At 67.5% G+C, this 18,472-nt stretch carries 14 protein-coding genes; 7 read left to right on the top strand and 7 right to left on the bottom strand.

The genetic code is table 11. The annotated features are described in order from the left end of the window. Positions 1-162: 162 nt before the first annotated feature. The 4 genes from BSF38_RS18355 to priA form a co-directional block, all read right to left on the bottom strand. Positions 163-4,335, bottom strand: coding sequence for a WD40 repeat domain-containing serine/threonine protein kinase (locus tag BSF38_RS18355; RefSeq protein ID WP_076348005.1), 4,173 nt, complete (start codon positions 4,333-4,335; stop codon positions 163-165). Further along, a complete protein-coding gene (locus tag BSF38_RS18360; protein ID WP_076348007.1) occupies positions 4,319-4,984 on the bottom strand; it encodes a sigma-70 family RNA polymerase sigma factor in 666 nt (221 codons plus the stop codon). Before BSF38_RS18360 ends, BSF38_RS18355 begins: the two co-directional genes overlap by 17 nt. Before the next feature lie 297 nt (positions 4,985-5,281). Further along, positions 5,282-5,932, bottom strand: a complete 651-nt coding sequence (locus BSF38_RS18365) for a PEP-CTERM sorting domain-containing protein (RefSeq protein WP_076348009.1) — start codon at positions 5,930-5,932, stop codon at positions 5,282-5,284. A 492-nt stretch (positions 5,933-6,424) separates the two neighbouring features. Next, entirely contained in the window at positions 6,425-8,776 is a 2,352-nt protein-coding gene (gene priA, locus BSF38_RS18370) for a replication restart helicase PriA (protein ID WP_083713068.1), read from the bottom strand. Between the two features lie 140 nt (positions 8,777-8,916). Between priA and nadD the strand changes: the two genes are divergently transcribed. From nadD to BSF38_RS18385, 3 genes are all read left to right on the top strand, one after another. Further along, the gene (gene nadD, locus BSF38_RS18375) at positions 8,917-9,561 is read left to right on the top strand and encodes a nicotinate (nicotinamide) nucleotide adenylyltransferase (RefSeq protein WP_237170516.1); all 645 of its coding nucleotides are present in this window, start codon (positions 8,917-8,919) and stop codon (positions 9,559-9,561) included. Positions 9,562-9,801: 240 nt separating this feature from the next. After that, positions 9,802-10,704, top strand: coding sequence for a glycosyltransferase family protein (locus BSF38_RS18380; protein ID WP_076348011.1), 903 nt, complete (start codon positions 9,802-9,804; stop codon positions 10,702-10,704). A gap of 174 nt (positions 10,705-10,878) precedes the next feature. Continuing rightward, entirely contained in the window at positions 10,879-12,252 is a 1,374-nt protein-coding gene (locus tag BSF38_RS18385) for a Gfo/Idh/MocA family oxidoreductase (protein WP_076348013.1), read from the top strand. 172 nt (positions 12,253-12,424) lie between these two features. Here the strand turns inward: BSF38_RS18385 and BSF38_RS18390 are convergent, their stop codons facing one another. The 3 genes from BSF38_RS18390 to trpS form a co-directional block, all read right to left on the bottom strand. Further along, positions 12,425-13,195, bottom strand: coding sequence for an SDR family NAD(P)-dependent oxidoreductase (locus BSF38_RS18390; protein ID WP_076348015.1), 771 nt, complete (start codon positions 13,193-13,195; stop codon positions 12,425-12,427). A 207-nt stretch (positions 13,196-13,402) separates the two neighbouring features. Beyond that, positions 13,403-13,660, bottom strand: coding sequence for a GlsB/YeaQ/YmgE family stress response membrane protein (locus BSF38_RS18395; RefSeq protein WP_076348017.1), 258 nt, complete (start codon positions 13,658-13,660; stop codon positions 13,403-13,405). A gap of 74 nt (positions 13,661-13,734) precedes the next feature. Beyond that, complete coding sequence (trpS, locus tag BSF38_RS18400) at positions 13,735-14,706, bottom strand: tryptophan--tRNA ligase (RefSeq protein ID WP_076348019.1); 972 nt, start codon at positions 14,704-14,706, stop codon at positions 13,735-13,737. A gap of 697 nt (positions 14,707-15,403) precedes the next feature. Between trpS and BSF38_RS18405 the strand changes: the two genes are divergently transcribed. From BSF38_RS18405 to BSF38_RS18420, 4 genes are all read left to right on the top strand, one after another. Continuing rightward, entirely contained in the window at positions 15,404-15,832 is a 429-nt protein-coding gene (locus BSF38_RS18405; protein WP_145952217.1) for a hypothetical protein, read from the top strand. A gap of 426 nt (positions 15,833-16,258) precedes the next feature. Beyond that, positions 16,259-16,699: a hypothetical protein gene (locus BSF38_RS18410; RefSeq protein ID WP_076348023.1), complete on the top strand. Its 441-nt coding sequence runs from the start codon at positions 16,259-16,261 to the stop codon at positions 16,697-16,699. Positions 16,700-16,772: 73 nt separating this feature from the next. Further along, positions 16,773-17,813 (top strand): DUF1559 domain-containing protein, encoded by a 1,041-nt coding sequence (locus BSF38_RS18415; protein WP_076348025.1) that lies wholly within the window; start codon positions 16,773-16,775, stop codon positions 17,811-17,813. Between the two features lie 188 nt (positions 17,814-18,001). Further along, positions 18,002-18,472 (top strand): hypothetical protein, encoded by a 471-nt coding sequence (locus tag BSF38_RS18420; RefSeq protein ID WP_076348027.1) that lies wholly within the window; start codon positions 18,002-18,004, stop codon positions 18,470-18,472.

The following is an 18,472-nucleotide window of genomic DNA, read 5'->3' on the forward strand; positions in this document are numbered from 1 at the left end:
AGACGCCACACGGCCCGGGTTGGCGTGCGTTGAGGGCAGCAACCGCCCACTGCGAGGTGCTGGATCGACGCGCGGCGCGGATTTTCAACCGGCGCAGCGCGGGGACGCCTGATCGGCGCGGTTGGTGCGAAGGGACGTGATCGCGGAGCGGCGGGGACGTGGTCAGTCGGCGAGGTCGAGCCGTCGCAGCTCGCTGCCGAAGGTTTCGAGGTTCCAGACCTCGGCGAGCGGTTCGGTTCCGCCGCTGCCGGCGAGTCGCCGGCCGGTCGCGTCGAAGACCAGGCTGGAGATGTGTCCGCACTGGCTGGGGAGCCGGTACTGGTACGCGTAATGGAACGAGGAAGGCGCGGACGACCAGAGGTGGATCGACCCGTGCTGGGTGCCGGCGGCGAGCTGGCGGCCGTCGGGCGAGAAGGTCAGGACGGTGATCCATCCTTCGGGCTCGGCCGGATCGACGACCTTGGCGCGGAGCCAGCCGACGACCGCGAGCCGTTCGGTGTCGATGAGCGTGATCTCGCCGGTGCGGTCGCCCAGCGCCAGCAGCCGGCCGTCGGGCCGAAGCGCGATGCTGACCACCTGCTCCGGGAGCGCGCCGTTCCAAGGCAGACGCTCGGCCTCGATCGGCTCGGACGTCGCCGGCTGGAGCTTCCAGGCCTGGACGCGCCGCGTCTCGTCGATCAGGTAGAGCCGGTCGCCGGCCGATGCGATCTGCAAGGCCTGGAACCGAGGCGAGTGGGGCCCTCCCGGACCCGACCCCGCGCCGGGGCTCGGCGGTCCGCCTCCCGGAATCGTCGTGAGAGCACGGGGCGCGCCGGGGCCAGAGCTAGAGCGCGCCCCTCTCCCTCTTGGAAAGCTCGACGGTGGGAAATCCCAGGGGTTGGCGGGTTCGACGGCGGGTTCGTCAGTGCGGACCACGGGGACGACCCGGCCGGGATGCTCGGAATCCCAGACGAAGACCGAGCGGCCGTGGGCCAGGGCCAGCGCGCGGCCGTCGCCGGAGCGGGCCAGGGGAGGGGGCCAGAACCGGTTCTCGCCTTGGAGACGGGATAGATCGAGTCGCGACGGTTCGCAGGCGGCCTTCGGTCGCGCGGGCCAGATTTTCAGACCCCGCGCGTCGTGGGCGACGAGGTCGCCCCGGGCGTCGAAGGCCAGCGTGGCGGCGCGGTTGCGGCCGCGCGGCGCGGCGGGGTCGGAATCCGGATCGTGATCGGCCCGGCGGTCGGACCGCGCGGTCACGTTCCGTAGCGAGGCCGTCTCGTGTTCCGGAATGCGGGAGTCGCACCAGAGCCAGGTCTCGCCGAGGCCGTCGCTGATCGCGAGCAGGCCGTCGTCGCGAAACGCCAGTGAGGTCGGCCCGGAGTCGAACCCGCTGATCTGGACCCGCGCCGAGGGCTCGTCGATCTTCCAGAACGACGTCGTCACGCCGCGGCCGCCGACCACCAGGGTCTTGCCGTCGGCCGAGAAGCCGAAGTCAAGGACCATTTCAAGGTTCGGCAGCACGGCGGCCAGCTTGCGCGCGACCAGGTCCCACAGCTCCACCTGGGTTCCGAAGCCGCCCGAGGTCGCCAGCATGGTGCCCCGAGGGTTGAACTGGAGCCGCGTCACGAGGCTTTGGGTGGACGAGAAGCTTGACAGGAATTCGCCGGTGGCGACGTTCCAGAGCTGGATGGTCCCCCCCGATGCGGTCGCCAGCCGGCCGCCGGCCCCCACCGCCAGCGCCTTGACCTCGGCCTGCGATTCGACGGGCTTCAAGGCCCGGCCGTCGTCGGCCGAGAACATCTTGACGGTCGTCGAGCCGTGGATGGCGAAGGCCACGGTCTTGCCGTCGGCGCCGAGCGCGACAAGGGGGATCGGAAAGCTCATCGGCCGAAGCTCGGGCCGGGCGTGGTCGAGGACCGTGGGCGTCGAATCGGCGTGTTCCAGGTTCCAGAGCACGATCTGAAACCCGGCTCGTCCGAACGGAGGGCCGTCCGCGAAGGGGCCGGCTCGGAAGCCCGGACCGGGCATGGCGTCGTCCTCGACGTCGATCGTGACCAGGCGCTTGCCGGTCGGCTCGCCGAAGACGCTCAGCACGCGGCGGTCGGGGCGGATCAATTCGCGGACGGTCGCGCCGGTCGCGCCGTTGATGAGCAAGGCCGACTGGCCGTCGGGAGGGACGACCGCCAGGTAGGCTCCGGCCGGGGCGAGTTGGTCTCCCCATGACCGTCGCGAGCCCCCCGGGCCTCGATTCGTCGGGCCGGCTCGCGAGGCGGTCGAAGACGCCTGCGAGCCGGGCTCGGCGGCCGTCGGAGTTGGACCCGGACTCGGCGACGCCGCGGCGGGGGGAGGGGCGGGGGCGGCGGCCTGGGTGCCCACACGCGGCTTCGCGCCGTGGAGAAGCGTGATCTTCTCGAGCGGCCGCTCCTGGTTGACGTCCCAGAGCGAGAGTTCCTCGCCATCCGTCGAGAGCACCGACAGCCTCGCGTTCTCGGCGTCGAACACCAAGTCGCGGATTGGACCGGTCGGCAGCTTGGCGCGGCGCTCGATGTCGCGGAGGACGAGGAACTCGGCGGCTTCGTCGCGGAGCTGCGCTTTCAGATCGGGCTCGGGTTCGAGGGCCGACGCCTGCTTGAGCAGATCCAGGCCCTTGGCCCGACGATCGGGCTCGCTGGTGTGGCGGACGAGGGCGGCGTGCCGCCAGAGCATCGTCCGCATCGCCGCCCGCGTCTCTCGCTCGGCCGCTTCGGTCTTCTCGCGCTCGGCGACGGCCGTGTTCCTGGAGTTCCGCGCCTGGTCGCGCTCGTTGCGGACCCGGTTGTAGGCGTACGCGGCGATCGACAGCACCAAGACGCTGGCGACCGCCGAAACGGTGGTGATCCCGGGGTGCCGGCGCGCCACCCGCCACATCCGCCCCACGGGGCTGATCCGCCGCGCCCGCACCGGCTCGCGGTTCAAGAACCGGGCCAGGTCTTCGCCGAGGGCCGCCGCCGACGCATAGCGGTCGACCGGCCGCTTGGCCAGGGTCTTCAGGACGATCGTTTCGAGGTCGCGGGGAATCCGCCGGTCGATCGCGCGAGGCGGCACGGGCTCGCGGCCGGCGATCTGGTCGAGCAACTCCGCGGCGCTCGAACCATCGAACGGCGGGCGGAGCGTGAGCAATTCGTACAGCGTCGCGCCCAGGCTGTAGACGTCGGTCCGGCCGTCGATGACGCCGGTGCGCCCTTGCTCGGGGCTCATGTAGCGCGGGGTGCCCAGCAGGCTGTCGTGATGGGTTAGGCCGGGGTCGGCGAGCCGGCGCGCCAGGCCGAAGTCGGCGACCCAGATCGTCCCGTCGGCGTCGATCAGCAGGTTCGAAGGCTTGACGTCGCGATGGATGACGCCGTGATGGTGGGCGTGCGCCAGGGCCTCGGCCGCTTGCAGGCCGACCTCGGCCACCCATCGGTGGTAGGCCGAGCCGCGCGGCGGATCGAACGAGGGCGCGTCGTCGTCGTCGCGTCGTCGCGGCCCTGGGAGGCTCGACCGGGGGGCCGACGCTGACAGCAACCCGCCCAGGCTGCGCGAAGTCGCCAGGCCGCCGCTCTTGGTCCACGAGGTCGTCGAGTCGCTCAGCCGCTCTTGGTATTTCTGCGGCAGCGCCAGCTCGCGGGCGCCATCGGTTGGAATGGGGCGGGAGCGTCCCCAGGCGAGGCTCCCGGAGACCCGGATCCACATCCGGTTCAGTCGCGAGCTGACCTGCGAGCCGACGTCGCCGGAATCGGAGTTCCGTCCGCCGGCCCCGCCCAGGCCTCGAAGCTGGCGGCGGCGGCGGATCACCCGGTCGAGGCCGCTCCCCTCGATCCGTTGCATAGCGTAATAGCAGAGGCCGCCGACCTGGCCGACGTCGAAGACCGGCACGATGTGCGTGTGGTGGAGCGCCGCGGCCGTGCGGGCTTCGTTGAGGAACCGGCGACGGGCCGATGAGTCGGGCGCCGCGTGGGTCCCCAGAACCTTGAGCGCGACGGGGCGGTCGAGGCCCACGTGGACGGCCTCGTAGACGGTCCCCATGCCGCCGCGGCCCAGCTCGCGGACGACGCGGTAGCCGGCGATCCGCCGGCCCGACTCGATGTTCCGGCCCGGTCCCTGACCGTACGACGAGCCGGAGCCCGAGCCGTGGCCGACCAGGCCGTTGACCAGTTCGAGACCTTCGAGGGCGGCCTGGATGTCTTCCTGGAGGTCGGGGTAGCGGGCGGCGTAGATCTCGGGCGCGGGCGCGTCGCCTTGTTCGACCATCGCCAGGTAGTGCTCGATGGCTTCGCCCAGCCGTTCATCGTCGCCGCCTTGAGTGAGATCGGCCGTCTCGTCAACCCGCTGGCCCATCGTCGTACCTCAAAGATCCTCCCGGCGGCCCTTCGAGCGATCGTTTCAGTCGCTTGAGACCGCGGGCCCAAATTCCGCGCACCGATTTCCGGCTCAGCCCCATTCGCTCGCCGATGACCTCGAACGAGAGGTTGTCGGCGTGGTAGAGCCAGAGGACGTCCGCCTCGCCGTCGGGCAAGGCCGCCAGCGCGTCGGCCAGGAGGACGATCAGCTCGCGGCGGCTGACGATCTCGCTAGGGCTGGTCTGGCTGAGGGCCAGCATGTCCAGGAGCCGGCCGCCGTAGTCCCCCTGGTTTTCGCCGCCCCCCCCTTCCCACGGGGCGTCGAGCGGCAGCGCGGTCGCGCCCCCGGCTCGTTTGGTCCGGCTGTGGTAGCGTCCCAGGTCGGCGAGCTTCTGTCCGACCAGTCGCCGCAACCATCCCACCAGGGCCGCTTCGTTCTGCCCGGTGAACTGGGGGAACTGCCGGACCACCTCGACGAGAGCCTCCTGAACCACGTCGGAAAGCTCCAGCCGCTCGCGCAGCCGGGGCCCCAAACCGGTCCGGACGACCATCCTCAGATAGTTCCGGTACAGCGCGCACAACTCGCCCAGCGCCTCGGTCTCGCCGGCGCGCGCCTTCGACAGCAGCTCGATCGGCCCATCGGCCATCCGTATCGCCTCTACCTAATACATATAGGCGTCGGCCCCTCGTGGTTGGGGCCGTCTCGCCCGCCGAAAATCTCAAGGTTCGCCCCCGCCGCAACGCGCGCGGGCGACGAATTCATCATGGAGCCGAACTGCCCAAACGGCAAGCGGGGCGTCGAGAATCCGGTTCGCCCTCGCGCGGGCCGCGAGGTCCATGAAAAAACCCCTCGACGCAGGGCGGCGAGGGGTCGGGCGAGAGAGTCGTGTGGGGTCGATCGCGGCGTGGCGAGGAGCGAGGCCGGCTCGGCTCAGTTCAGGTCATCAGACCTGGGCGCGGGAGCGGCGGCCCGAGACGCGGCGCCGCAGGGCGAGGCCGCCGAGGGTCGTCAGGACCAGGGCGATCGTGCTCGGTTCGGGCACGGCCGGGGGCAGCGTCGAGGTGAGAAGGGCTTCGGCCGTGGTCACGCCGCCGTTCGACTGCGAGGGGACCAGCAGCTTGGCGTTGTCCGGGAAGGTGAAGGTGATCTTCTGGTCGCCCAGGTCGAGGGTCTGGGTCGGCTTGTCGAAGGTCGCCGTCACCGTCGAGTGGTACGGGCTGTCGACCACGCCGTTCAGAACGCCGGTGAAAACCATCGAGACGTTCGTCAGCGGGGTGCCGTTGAGGTCCTGCGGCAGGAAGGTGATCGAGAACGGGGTGTTGGTGTACGTGGTGGCCGAACCGGCCGCCGGCGGGGCGACGACGAACGTGCCGAGGCCGGTGTTGACCGTGCCCGAGCTGAGGTCCACGCCGGCCGCGGTGGCGGGCGTGAAGCTGATCACGTTCGGGCCGCTGATGCCGTGACTCAGGTCGACGGCCGTCGCGGTCTGGTACTTGAGGATCGCTGCGGCATCGGCGCCCGTCGCGGTGCAGGCGGCCAATCCCAGGGCGATGACCGCGGATCGCAGTCCGTTCAACCCTTTAGTCATGCTCATCTCTTCCTCCTGAACAGATTAGGATTGTCACGACGCAATCCTGATTTCACGGTGTCTTCATCCGAATCACGCCGCGGCGGCTTCACTCGATCCGACGGAATCCTTCTCGTCGGCGAGCGGGACGAACGGCGCGAGACACGAGAATCACAACCCGGGGCAGTTTTCCGTGACGGATCTCTGCGAGACCCGAGATGAGCGAGAAGCCCGGCGCAGCGGCGAAGGGAAAAGCAGGTGAGAAAGGAGTACTCTCGCATCCATGCCCGCCCCCTCGAAACTCCACCATGAGTCTCGTCGTCTAGGAGTCCGAGATGTGAACCAACGGCGGGAGAATACTCCTGACCGCCGAAACTGTAAACCTGAGTTTTGCCCGCTCTGAAGTTTTTTCATGGATTTCCCCGGCCGCTCTGCCGATCGCGCCAGCGAGCCGACGCCATGCGTCCTCGGGGCGGCTCACACATGCCGCCCAGACTCCAAGGCGGAACGACGCCCCCGCTACAGCATGCTGATCGGGTCGACGTCGACGGCCAGGTCGACCTTGTTCGGCGGCGGGTGGAGGGGGAGGTCGCGGAGCATCGTCCGCAACGGGGCGGCCGAGGCGCATCGGATCTGGAGATGGAACCGGAACTCCTCGCGGATCTTGAGGATCGGCGTGGGGGACGGCCCCCAGAAGCGGACGCCGGGGGGGGCCTTGGCCCGGAGCGTCTTCGCCAGCTCGTTCAGGTATTTCTCGACCCGGGCCTCGTCCTTGCCGCGCGCGACGAGGCGGACGATCCGACCGTACGGCGAGGCCAGCGGGGCCTCGCGAGTCGGCAGTTCGTAGCGGACGAAGCCTTCGTAGTCGTGGCGAGCGGCGTTGGCGATCGCCGGATGCTCGGGGCAGAAGCTCTGGACCAGCACCCGACCGGGACGGTTGCCGCGACCGGTCCGGCCGGCGACCTGGGCGACGAGCTGGAACGTCCGCTCGGCGGCGCGGAAGTCGGGCAGGTGCAGGGCGACGTCGGCGTCGACCACGCCGACCAGCGTCACGTTGGGGAAGTCGAGCCCCTTGGCGATCATCTGAGTGCCCAGCAGAATCTTCACGTCACCCGACTTGAAGGCCGCCAGCGTCACCTCGTGGCTGCCGTGCCGGCGCATCGTGTCGGAGTCCATCCGCCTCGACTCATGGAACGGGAACTCCATCCGGATCTCGCGCTCGAGCCGCTCGGTGCCGATCCCGCCGTAGTGGAGCACCGGCGCTTGGCACGACGGGCAGGCCGGCGGGCACGCACGCTCGGCGTCGCACGTGTGGCAGATCAGCATGTGCCGGTTTTTGTGGTACGTGGCGGCCACGTCGCAGTGCCGGCACTTGACCACCTGGCCGCACTTGGGGCAGATGACGAACGTGTTGTAGCCCCGGCGGTTGAGCAGCAGGATCACCTGGCCGTCGTCGTCGAGCGCCTGGTGCATGGCGAGGCGGAGCGTCTCGCTCAGACCGCCGGTGAGGTGCTTCTCGTTCCGCAGGTCGATGATCTCGACGGCCGGCATCGGCCGGCCCTCGACCCGGCTGGGCATCGAGATCCGCGCGTAACGCCCCAGCTCGGCGTTCCGCCAGGTCTCCAGCGACGGCGTCGCCGAGCCCAGGAGCACCGGCGTGTTTTCGAGCTGAGCGCGCTTCACGGCGACGTCGCGCGCGTGGTAGCGGGGGACGGTCTCTTGTTTAAACGTGCTTTCATGTTCCTCGTCGACGACGATCAGCCCCAGCCGCCTCGTGGGGGCGAAGATGGCCGACCGGGCGCCGACGACGACGTCGATTTCACCCTGGGCGATGCTCTGCCAGTGGCGGTGCCGCTCGACGTCGCTGAGATGGCTGTGGAGCACGGCCACGCGGCGGAACCGGCGGCGGAACCGGCGGATCGTCTGCGGCGTCAGGCTGATCTCGGGGACCAGGACGATCGCCTCGCGGCCCCGCGCCACGGTCCGCTCGATGGCCGTCAGGTAGACCTCGGTCTTGCCGCTGCCGGTCACGCCGAAGATCACGAACGGCGCGAAGGCGTCGCCGTCGAGCGCGGGCGTGAGCGCCGCCATCGCCGCCGCCTGCTCGGGCGTCATGGCCGGCGGCGGCTTGGGCGCGGCGGTCGGCTCGCCGGCCGCGGGCTCGTCGTTCCGGGAGGCGGCGAGCGACAGCCGGCGCTTGACCGTGTGGATCAGGCCGTCGTCGCGAAGCGTCTTGATCACTCCGGCGCCGCACTTGGCGCGCCGGCAGACGTCGGAAACGGTCAGCAGCTCGTCCGACCGGCACAGGGCCTCGATCGCGGCGGTCTGCTTGGCGGTGAGCGTCTTCTGGAGCGTCTCGTCATCGAACGCCTGGCGGGCCTCGGGGCGGACCACCAGAAACGTCCCCACCCGCGTCCCCGCCTGGTTTCGCACCCCGGCCGGCACCACGGCGTCGAGCGCCTGGCCCCAGGAGCACATATAATAGCCGGCCATCCACCGCGTCAGTTCGAGCATCCGGGCGTCGATCAGCGGAACGGCGTCGAGGATCTCGACGACGTCCTTGATCTTCGACGGCGGCAGATCCTCGGGGGGCAGCAGGTCGACCGAGACGCAGTACCCCGTAACCACGCCGTTGCGTCCCAGGGGGACCCGCACCCGCTGGCCGAGCTGGATGCTCGCGACCAGACGCTGAGGGGCGCGGTAGGTCAGCACCGCGTCGAGCGCGCGGTCGACGACTACCCCGACGAACAAGCCTCCCCGCTCGGCCTGGGCCTCGTCCTCGCCCTCGAACCACGAAGCCTGGCGGCCCAGGCGGGGCTGAGGACGTGGTTGGTCGCTCTCTTGATCTTGATCACGATTGACAACGCTCATCGCTCGGGCCTATCGTCGAATTTCGTCGCGCCGACCACCAACGACCGGCCAGCGATCGAGTATACCGCAATCGGTCGGATTTCTGCACGTATGTCCACGGCGGCCTCGGGGCTGACGATCGGGAAAGGGTTGACTCGTCCATGCGACTAGGGCTTTTCGGCGGCACGTTCGACCCGATCCATCTCGGGCACCTGATTCTCGCGGAGCAATGCCGGGAGGCGTGCGGCCTGGAGCGAGTCTGGTTCGTCGTCGCCGGCGAGCCGCCGCACAAGCGAGGACCGGCGCGGACGCCGGTCGCGCATCGGCTCGAAATGGCCCGACTCGCGGTCGCGGGCCACTCCGCGTTCGAGGTCTCCGACATCGAGGCCGTCCGCCCCGGTCCCCACTACAGCGTCGAAACCCTGGCTGAAGTCCAGCGGCTGCGGCCGGCCGACGACCTGTTCTTCCTCATCGGCGCCGACAGCCTCGTCGACCTGCCGACCTGGCGCGAGCCCGACCGGATCACCCAGCTCGCGACCATCGTGGTCGTCAACCGCCCCGGCGTCGAGGAACTCGGCGACCGCCCCCTCCCCGAGTTCGGCCCCGATTCCAAACCCCTCCAGCACGTCACCATTCCCCCATCGGCATCGCCTCCCACGACCTGCGCGGCCGTCTCGCCGAAGGCCGGAGCGTCCGCTATATGGTCCCCCGCGCGGTTCAAGCCTATATTGACGCGCATCAACTCTATAGGGCAGTATTTTGAACGTCGGATGTTTGTTCTTTGGAACATTTTGTTGATTGTTTGAGTCCATGCGACGATTGCTATTGGTTTGGATCGCCGAGTCCCTAAGATGAAGAGCTGTTAACATGGTTGCGGCGGCTCGAGGGGATTCGACGATCGCGATGGCAGCGATTCTGCGTGTCCGCCGAACAGGAATGTTCGTCTCAGGGTTGCCGTAAGAAGATGACGCTCGAAGCCGAGGAAAGTCGTCTGACTCCAAGGGAATGGGGGTCGCGACGGCTGAGGCGTTGATCGGAGGCCGCCGATGAGTGCTTTCCAGCCCGAAACGGAGAGCGGTTCGCGGACTTGCGTGGTCGTCTCGTACTGGGCCGGGCTCCCCGTCGATTCCCTGTACAAGCTCTTGTATCGCATGCGGAAGGTCGAATCCGGCTGTCCCTTCGATTTGCTCATCGTCTGCAACGGCGGGGATCAGCGCCCGCTGACTCTCCCCCGGCGGTTTGACGCTCTCAAGCCCCGCATCCTGAATCGCGAGAACACCAACTACAACCTGGGAGCCTGGGATCACGGTTGGCGGAATGCGCCTGGATACGACTATTATCTGTTCATCCAGGACGACTGCCTTATCAAGGAGCCCGACTGGGTTTACGGCTTTGAAAGGCGGATGGATCTCGACCCGGGGTTAGGCCTCCTCGGCGAAATCGAGAGAAGCTCCGGGATGACGTGGGACTACGTCGGCCGGATGACGACGAAGCCGTGCGCGCACGTCGGCGACGAATGGCTGGACATCAATCAGTATATTTTGGCGAAGTTCAGGAGTCATGGGATTCCCCGAGGGGAGCTTGCCAATCACATTCCCTCGATCATCTTGTTCACCAGTCGCAACGTCCTGGAAGAGGTTGGGGGGTTTCGCTACTTCGGGCCGTCCAAGGAGGACGCCATCGCGGCTGAAGTCGCCTTCTCGCGCGAGATCGAGGCGCTCGGCCACCGGATCTCCAAGGTCTCCGACATCCCCTTCCATCTCATCGGACACGCCGAATGGAGACCCAACGGGGCGGTGTTCGGCCGGGGGCCCGCCTGGCGGATCGCGCTGCGGGAGGCGTACTGGAAGTTCAAGGGGGAGTTGAAGCTTCTTCTCGGAATGCGACGGAAGTCCCGCAGGCTCATGCGCTGCAGCCCCGCCCCTCAGGCCGACGAGCTTCCGTGTTGAGCCGATCGTCCCCGCCGTCGGCTCGATTTCGGAACCCGGTGAGCCGTCCCGTAGCGAACGCCCGGCCGCTCTCTTAGAATGTTCAACATTCGTGCGGCCTGGTCGGGGGGCGGCGCCGTCGCCGTCCGCTCGCGGGCTGGTTGTTGCCGCGTTGTTGCCGGGGAGACTCGTCCGATGAGCCAGGCGATTGATCGTCGAGGGTTCCTGTTTGGAGCCTCGATTGCGGGGTTCGGCGTCTTGTGCCAGGGCCGGAACGGCTGGGCGGGGGGCGTCGGGCCCAACGAGGTGATCCAGGTCGCCTGCGTCGGCGTCGGCGGCAAGGGCCGCAGCGACACCGACCACGCGGCGAACCACGGCCGGATCATCGCGCTTTGCGACGTCGACGAGCGGCGGCTCGACGAGAAGGCGGCCAAGTACAAGGACGCCAAGCGGTTCTTCGACTTCCGCGAACTGTACGACGAGCTGGGCGCGACGGTCGACGCCGTGGTGGTCTCGACCCCCGACCACACCCACGCGCCGGCGGCCGTCACGGCCATGCGGCTGGGCAAGCACGTCTACTGCCAGAAGCCCCTGACCCACTCGGTCTGGGAGGCTCGCCTGATGCGCGAGACCGCCCGCAAGCACGGCGTCTGCACCCAGATGGGCAACCAGGGGACCGCCCATCCGGGCCTCCGTCGCGGCGTCGAAGTCGTCCAGTCGGGCGCGATCGGCGAGGTCCGCGAGGTCCACGCCTGGACCAACCGCCCGTTCAAGTACTGGAAGCAGGCCCCGGACATCGTCGCCCGGTCCAAGGAGGTCCAGGAAGTCCCCTCGTACCTCCATTGGAAGCTGTTCCTCGGGCCCGCCGCCGACCGCCCGTACAACAAGGTTTACCATCCCCACGACTGGCGCGGGTGGTGGGACTTCGGCACCGGCTCGCTGGGGGACATGGCCTGCCATACGACGAACCTCGTCTTCAAGTCGCTGAAGCTCGGGCTGCCGACCCGGATCTCGGCCCACAGCGGCGAGATCAACTCCGAGACCTACCCGGCCTGGGCGACGATCACCTACGAGTTCCCCGCCCGCGAAGGCCTGCCGCCGGTGAAGCTCACCTGGTACGAAGGGGCGAAGGACGGCAAGCGGAACCTCCCCGATTCGAGCCTCTTCCCGGCCGGCTTCAACCCGTCCGACAGCGGCTCGCTGATGGTCGGCTCGAAGGGCCAGATGTACTCTCCCAGCGACTACGGCGCGGAGCAGAAGCTCTGGCCCGAGGACCGCTACCACGACTACAAGGACCCCAAGCCGACGCTCCCAAGGATCACCGGCGGCAAGGGGGAGGACGACAACCACAAGCTCGAATGGTTCCAGGCCATCCGCGCCGGCAAGCCCGCGATCGCCCAGTCGAACTTCGACTATTCCTCGGTCCTGACCGAATCGATGCTCCTCGGCAACGTCGCCGTCCGCTCCGGCGAGACCGTCGAATACAACCCCCAGACCGGCGAAGTCACCAACAGCTCGACCGCCGCCGGCTACCTCAAGTCCCACTTCCGCAAGGGCTGGGAACTCTGATCGAATCGTCCCGAGTTCCCGGTGGCGCGGCGATCCTTTACAAGCCCGAAGCGCCAGCGAGTGAATCCAACCGACGGCCGATGCCGGATGCGCCGCGATTCACTCGCTGGCGCTTCGGGCTTGTAGGGCCGACGAGCACTCGCCCGCCCCCGGGAAGACGGGGCGAACGCCATCAGAAGATCTTGCTGAGCGTCCCGCCGTCGACCACCAGGGTCGTGCCGGTGATGTAGCTGCCGGCTTCGCTGGCGAGCAGGAGGATCGGGCCGACGAGTTCCTCGGGGCGTCCCCAGCGGTTCATCGCGGTGCGGCGGGCGAACTCGGCTTGCTTGGCCTCGCTCAGCAGGCCGAGCGGCAGGTCGGTCAGGAACGGCCCCGGCGCGATGCAGTTGACGGTGATCCCGAACTCGCCCAGGTCGTTGGCGCTGGCGCGGGCCAGGCCCTTGAGGGCGCTCTTGGTGGCCGAGTAGGCGTTGCGGCCTCCCGCCGACGAGAAGCCCATGATCGACGAGATGTGGATGATCCGCCCCCACTTCCGCTCTTTCATGCCGGGCGCGAGCGCCCGCGAGAGCGCCATGCACGAGCTGAGGTTCAGCTCGATCAGGCCGTCCCAGACGTCGTCCTGGATCTGGTCGATGGGCTGGGGCTTGTTGTCGCCGGCGTTGTTGACCAAGATGTCGATCCGGCCGAAGGCCGCGACGGCCGCCTCGGCCAGCCGGGCGACGTCTTCGCGGCTGGTCATGTCGGCCACGACGTACTGAACCTTGCCGGTCACGCCGTCGCCGATCTCGCGGGCGGCGACCTTCAGGGCGTCTTCGCGGCGGCTGGAGATCACGACGTTCGCGCCGGCCTCCGCCAAGCCCCGGGCCATCGCCTTGCCGAGCCCCTTGCTGCCGCCGGTCACGAGGGCCGCCCGCCCGGTCAGATCGAATAAAGACTTGGTCATGATTGCGTCCTTGAGGTTTGATCTGAAAATGGCCTCGCGAAGGCCTGCCCCGATACAAGCTCGAAGCGCCAGCGAGTGAATGCTTCCAATGGCCGATCGGAAACTCACTCGCTGGCGCTTCGAGCTTGTATTCGGACCCCCGCCGACCGTGCACCCCATTTTCAATGAGGTCGGGTGTCCCAAGCTGGCGACACCTGACGTTTCGGATCAGAGCTTCCGGCCGTACCGGGTGAGCAGGAAGAGGACCACGACCGCGCCGAGGGTCGCGGTGATGAGGCTGCCGATGGTGTTGGTGGCCGAGAGGCCGATAATCGAGAACAGGAAACCGCCGAAAATCGCGCCCAGGACGCCGACGATCATGTTGTTGGTCGTCCCCAGGCTCCTCCCCTTGGTGATCTGGCCGGCGAGCCAGCCGGCGACCAGGCCGATCAGCAGGAACCAAATCAAACTGAACAGGAAACCCATCGTCGCGCTCCGTTCGGGTCGAAGGAAGAGGTCGTGCTTCGGGAGGAATCGAGGGCGAAACGGCTCGGTTCAGCTCATCCCACGCCGCAGGCCGCTCGGGCTTTTTCGAGGATTGTGCGGGCCGTGGCGCGGGCCTTCTCGGCTCCCGCCGCCCGGACCTTGGCGACGCGGTCGGGGTGGGCGACCCACTCGGCCCGGCGTTCGCGGGGTTCGGCGAACCGCTCGACCAGCGCTTCGCCCAGTCGGGTCTTGACCTCGCCGTAGCCGATCCCTCCCTCGCGGTACCGGCGCTCGACTTCGGCGAGGTCGTCGGGCTTGGCGAACAACTTGAACAGGCCGAACAGCGGGCACGTGTCGGGGTTTTTGGGCGCCTCGACGGGCGTGCTGTCGGTGACGAACCGCTTGACTTTCTTCCGGATCACGGCCGGCTCGTCGAAGATCTCGATCGTGTTGTTGTAGCTCTTGGACATCTTCCGCCCGTCGAGCCCCGGGATGACGGCCACGTTGTCGAGGATGTACGGCTTGGGGAGCCGGAACACCCCCTTCTTGCCGCCGTAGACGTTGTTGAACCGCTCGGCGACGTCGCGGGTGATCTCCAGGTGCTGCTTCTGGTCCTGGCCGACGGGCACGAGGTCGGCGTCGTACAGCAGGATGTCGGCCGCCTGAAGCACGGGATAGGCGAACAGCCCGTGCTCGGCGGGTAAACCCTGCTGGACCTTGTCTTTATAGCTGACGCACTTCTCCAGCCAGCCCATCGGCGTCACCGTCGACAGCAGCCAGGCCAGCTCGACCGTCTCCGGCACGTCCGACTGCACGAACAGCACGGCCTTCTCCGGGTCGAGCCCCAGCGAAAGCATGTCGACCATCACGTCGAACACGTACTGGCGCAATTTGCCGGCGTCGCGCACGCTCGTCAACGCGTGGTAATCGGCCACGAAGTAGAACGCCTCGTTCCCGTCCTGAAGCGCGATGTACTGCTGGATCGCCCCCAGGTAGTTGCCGATGTGCAAGGCGCCCGAAGGCTGAATCCCCGACAAGATCCTCATCCATCCCTCCCCAAAACCGACGCCCCCATTCGTCGGGCGTCCGAGATCAGCCAATCTACCAGGATCGACCAGAGCCGTCCAAGGTCGCCGAACCCCGGGGCGCGATTGGCTTCGTTTGACCAGAAACCCGCGCGTTCCCGTCGATCTCGACGCACCGCCCGCCCCCGAAGTTCGCCCGCCCCGACCTTCCTGCACCGGCTCCCCGACGCTCCTCGGCTGCCATGTGGATTGGCTTCGTTTGCTCCGCCCAGGAATCGCGTTTTGCGTCGGTAAGGCCCGGATGCAAAACGAGTTAGAGTTGGTTCTGGATTTGGCTTCGATCGCGCGGAAACACGGCCGGACGTCGTACGCTCGGGCTCCCATCGCCCTGATCGCCCAGGACATTCTAGGACTCGGGGCTCATGTTGCAACCGGTGCAACCCGCCGAGGCTGGCTCGGTCTCGCGGCGGGGCGGATTGGCTTCGATCGCGCGGTTTTCGCTCGATCGAGGCCGTCCCGGCTGGGGCTTGCCACTCGCCGAATTGCCAAAGAGGCCCGCGGAATAGGTGGTTCCGCCCAGGATAATGTACTGCGAAAAGCCGGTCCCGGACGTAGATTTCTAGAGAGTATGTTCTGAAGAAGCCGATCGCTCGCGACGCCCGCAAGCCGATTCGAGGGTGGGTGTGAGATCATGAAGCAAGAGGGTCGATCGGGGTGCGTGCGGTCCCTCGCGGGGTGCGTGCTGGGCGGCGTCCTGGGAGGGGCGGCGGCGCTCGTGATCGGGGTGATCGACGCCCCCGTCGTCGATCCGGCGGATCCCCTGGAGTACGAGTGGTACACACCGGTCGCCTTGATCGTGCTGCCGTTCTGCGCCTCGATCATCGGGGCGATTCTCGGCGTGCTTGTGGGAGCGGTCTGGCGGGACGTCGGCCATAAGGGGGCGAGTCGAGGAGCCGCCGGCCTCTTCCTGGGCCTGGCGATCGGGGAGCTTCTTCCCTCGCACGGCGAAGAGATTCAACTGCTGCGTCATTTCTTCCTGACCGTCGCATTCACCTGTGGCGGCCTCTTTTTCACCCCTGGAAGCGCCAAGGGACGCCTCCTGCAATGCGACGAGATGGGGGACGAAACCGCCTCGACGACGCTGTGACCGAGAGCGTCTTCAGCTCGCCGACTTACGAGAGCGTCCTTCACGCCGCCTCTGGCGAAAAACGAGGTCGCGACGTCGGAGTCCTTTCTGATCGAACGACGCCCGATCCCGCTCCCATCCGTCCGAGGGCTCCGTCATCTTGGGCTTTCGCCTAATTAGTTAAGACATTCATCTGGGCCTGCAAGAGATGAGAAGTCTTTGACTCCATCCCCTTGACGTGTTATTTTTGGCCTGCTACACCTGAGACATCTCCAATAAGGGCGTCTCCCTTCGCCCTTCGATCCCGGCCGGCGTTCCCTCTCGCAACGCCGGCGTGTTCGTACGACCTTGCTGCCTAATTACAACTGCCGAAGACTCGCGCGGAGTGAATCCGTCGATGCAATGCTGCGCGGGTCGGTCGACCGACTTCCAACGAGAGGTGGGTGCATGATCCGATCGTTTACGTTGCGCTGTGGGCTTCTTGGACTGACGTTCGCCGTCGCGAACGGCTGCGACGGCGGGGGGGCCGACGGTCGTCATCGCGTCTACGGCAAGGTCACGCTGGACGGCGTCCCCCTGGCGAAAGGGGTGATCGCGTTCGATCCCGCGCCAGGCGGCGGCGCGACCGTGACGACGGGGGGCGTGGTCGTCGATGGCGCGTACTTGATCGCCGGCGAGGACGGGCCGACGGCCGGCAAGTACCGGGTGTCGATCCGATCGGGGGGCGGGGAGACGGCCGACGCCAAGTCCGCTCCGGGCATGCCGCCGTCGCTGAAGGCGGCGAAGGGGGATCCGATCCCCAAGAAATACAACGCGGAATCGATACTGACCGCCGACGTCGGCGCGAGCGGTTCGACCGAGGCCAACTACGAATTGACCAGCCAGTGAATCGTCGCGGCGGTCCGTCGCGGCTCGTCCTCTCGCTCCGTAACGATCCACTTCCAGTCGGAGGATTATTTGCATGAAGGCCTGTAATCGTAAGCCTGGCTTCACCTTGATCGAGCTTCTGGTGGTGATCGCGATCATCGCGGTCTTGATTGCGCTGTTGCTGCCGGCGGTGCAGTCGGCGCGCGAGGCGGCCCGCCGGGCGCAGTGCATCAACAACCTGAAGCAGATCGGCCTGGGGATGCACAATTACGAGTCGAGCAGCGGCGTCTTGCCGCAGGGGATGCGGGGCTGTTGCTGGGGCTCTTGGCTGATCCCGCTGCTTCCGTTCGTCGAGCAGCAGTCGTTGTTCAACGCCTGGAACAGCTCGGGGAACAATTCGGGCCTCGCGGGTTACGGCGATGAGGGACTGTTCCGTTACGCCGGCGTCTGCAACATCACGGTCACCTCGACGCGGGTCAACGCGTACAACTGCCCGAGCGACGGCAACAACACCCAGACCGTCGGCATCAGCGCGCTCGGCAAGAACGTGACGTCGCAGAACTACGTCGTCAACTTCGGCAACATCACGATGCAGCAGGGGAGCGTCAACGGCGGCGCGTTCGTGCCGTACTTCGTCGACAACGGCGTCCAGTACAATTTCCTGGGCGCTCCGTTCGGCGACGTGGGGGCGCCGTACGCCGACATCAGCGCGGGGGGTGGCCAGGGGGCGACCAACGGGACCGTCCGATTCGCGGCGATCCCCGACGGGTTGAGCAACACGATGATGACCTCGGAGGTCATCGTCGGCGTCAGCGGCGCCAGTTGGGACCTTCGCGGCTTCTCGCACTGGGCCTACGCCGCCAACTTCTCAGGATATCTGACCCCGAACAGCTCGAAGCCCGACTGGATGCAAAGCTCCGGGTACTGCAACTATCCGGCCATGAACAACCCTCCGTGCGTCGGCGGCACCAACAACCTGGTGATCATCGCGGCGCGCAGCCGGCACAGCGGCGGCGTGAACGTCGGGTTCTGCGATGGCAGCGTGAAGTTCATCAAGAACTCGGTCAGCCCTCCCACGTATCAGGCCATTTCTAGCACGCGAGGCGGCGAGGTCGTCAGCTCCGACGCCTACTGATCGCCGCCGCCCGACGCTGCATTGAAACCTTCGCTCCGCTCCGCGCCTCGACGATCGAGGCGCGGAGCGGAGCGTTTCGATTTCGAATGGCGTCGAATCGAGTCCCGTCGCCCTGGGACGGTCGCTCCGCGCCGTTGGCGGTCCGGGCGCCGCGTGTTAGAATGGACGGCCGATTTTCGGGAGATGTGATGCGACACGGACGACCAGGCTGGGAAGGCAGGCGCGAAGTGAGCGGCCAAACCTACGACGAAGACGGGCTTCGCTTCGAGTATCCCCATGAGTGGGAGCTGGAGGTGACCGACCAGGGCGAGGTCCGCACCGTGGCCGTGCAAGATCCCGACGGCCTGGGGTTCGCCCTGATCACGACCGACGAATCATGCCCCGACCCGGCCGAGGTGGCCGACTCGGCGCTCGACGCGATGCGCGAAGAGTACGCCGACCTGGAGTCGACGGCGACCCTCGAAACCATCAACGACCACGCCGCGACCGGCCACGACCTCGAATTCTACGCGATGGACATGACCAACGCGGCCATGATCCGCTGCTTCCGCACGCCTCGGCGGACCGTCCTGGCGTTCGGCCAGTGGTCGGACCTCGGCCCCGACGAACTGGCCGACCTCGTCCGCGACGTCATCCGGTCGATCGTCGAGACCGAATAA

It is taken from the genome of Paludisphaera borealis (assembly GCF_001956985.1).
In the GTDB taxonomy this organism is placed as follows: domain Bacteria; phylum Planctomycetota; class Planctomycetia; order Isosphaerales; family Isosphaeraceae; genus Paludisphaera; species Paludisphaera borealis.

What these genes read in the sequence shown, in the direction of transcription:
- BSF38_RS18380 (WP_076348011.1), top strand. Translation starts at nt 9,802, where the DNA reads ATGAGTGCTTTCCAGCCCGAAACGGAGAGCGGTTCGCGGACTTGCGTG.
- BSF38_RS18355 (WP_076348005.1), bottom strand. Translation starts at nt 4,335, where the DNA reads ATGGGCCAGCGGGTTGACGAGACGGCCGATCTCACTCAAGGCGGCGAC.
- trpS (WP_076348019.1), bottom strand. Translation starts at nt 14,706, where the DNA reads ATGAGGATCTTGTCGGGGATTCAGCCTTCGGGCGCCTTGCACATCGGC.
- BSF38_RS18390 (WP_076348015.1), bottom strand. Translation starts at nt 13,195, where the DNA reads ATGACCAAGTCTTTATTCGATCTGACCGGGCGGGCGGCCCTCGTGACC.
- BSF38_RS18410 (WP_076348023.1), top strand. Translation starts at nt 16,259, where the DNA reads ATGATCCGATCGTTTACGTTGCGCTGTGGGCTTCTTGGACTGACGTTC.
- BSF38_RS18420 (WP_076348027.1), top strand. Translation starts at nt 18,002, where the DNA reads ATGCGACACGGACGACCAGGCTGGGAAGGCAGGCGCGAAGTGAGCGGC.
- BSF38_RS18415 (WP_076348025.1), top strand. Translation starts at nt 16,773, where the DNA reads ATGAAGGCCTGTAATCGTAAGCCTGGCTTCACCTTGATCGAGCTTCTG.
- BSF38_RS18365 (WP_076348009.1), bottom strand. Translation starts at nt 5,932, where the DNA reads ATGAGCATGACTAAAGGGTTGAACGGACTGCGATCCGCGGTCATCGCC.
- priA (WP_083713068.1), bottom strand. Translation starts at nt 8,776, where the DNA reads ATGAGCGTTGTCAATCGTGATCAAGATCAAGAGAGCGACCAACCACGT.
- BSF38_RS18395 (WP_076348017.1), bottom strand. Translation starts at nt 13,660, where the DNA reads ATGGGTTTCCTGTTCAGTTTGATTTGGTTCCTGCTGATCGGCCTGGTC.
- nadD (WP_237170516.1), top strand. Translation starts at nt 8,917, where the DNA reads ATGCGACTAGGGCTTTTCGGCGGCACGTTCGACCCGATCCATCTCGGG.
- BSF38_RS18360 (WP_076348007.1), bottom strand. Translation starts at nt 4,984, where the DNA reads ATGGCCGATGGGCCGATCGAGCTGCTGTCGAAGGCGCGCGCCGGCGAG.
- BSF38_RS18385 (WP_076348013.1), top strand. Translation starts at nt 10,879, where the DNA reads ATGAGCCAGGCGATTGATCGTCGAGGGTTCCTGTTTGGAGCCTCGATT.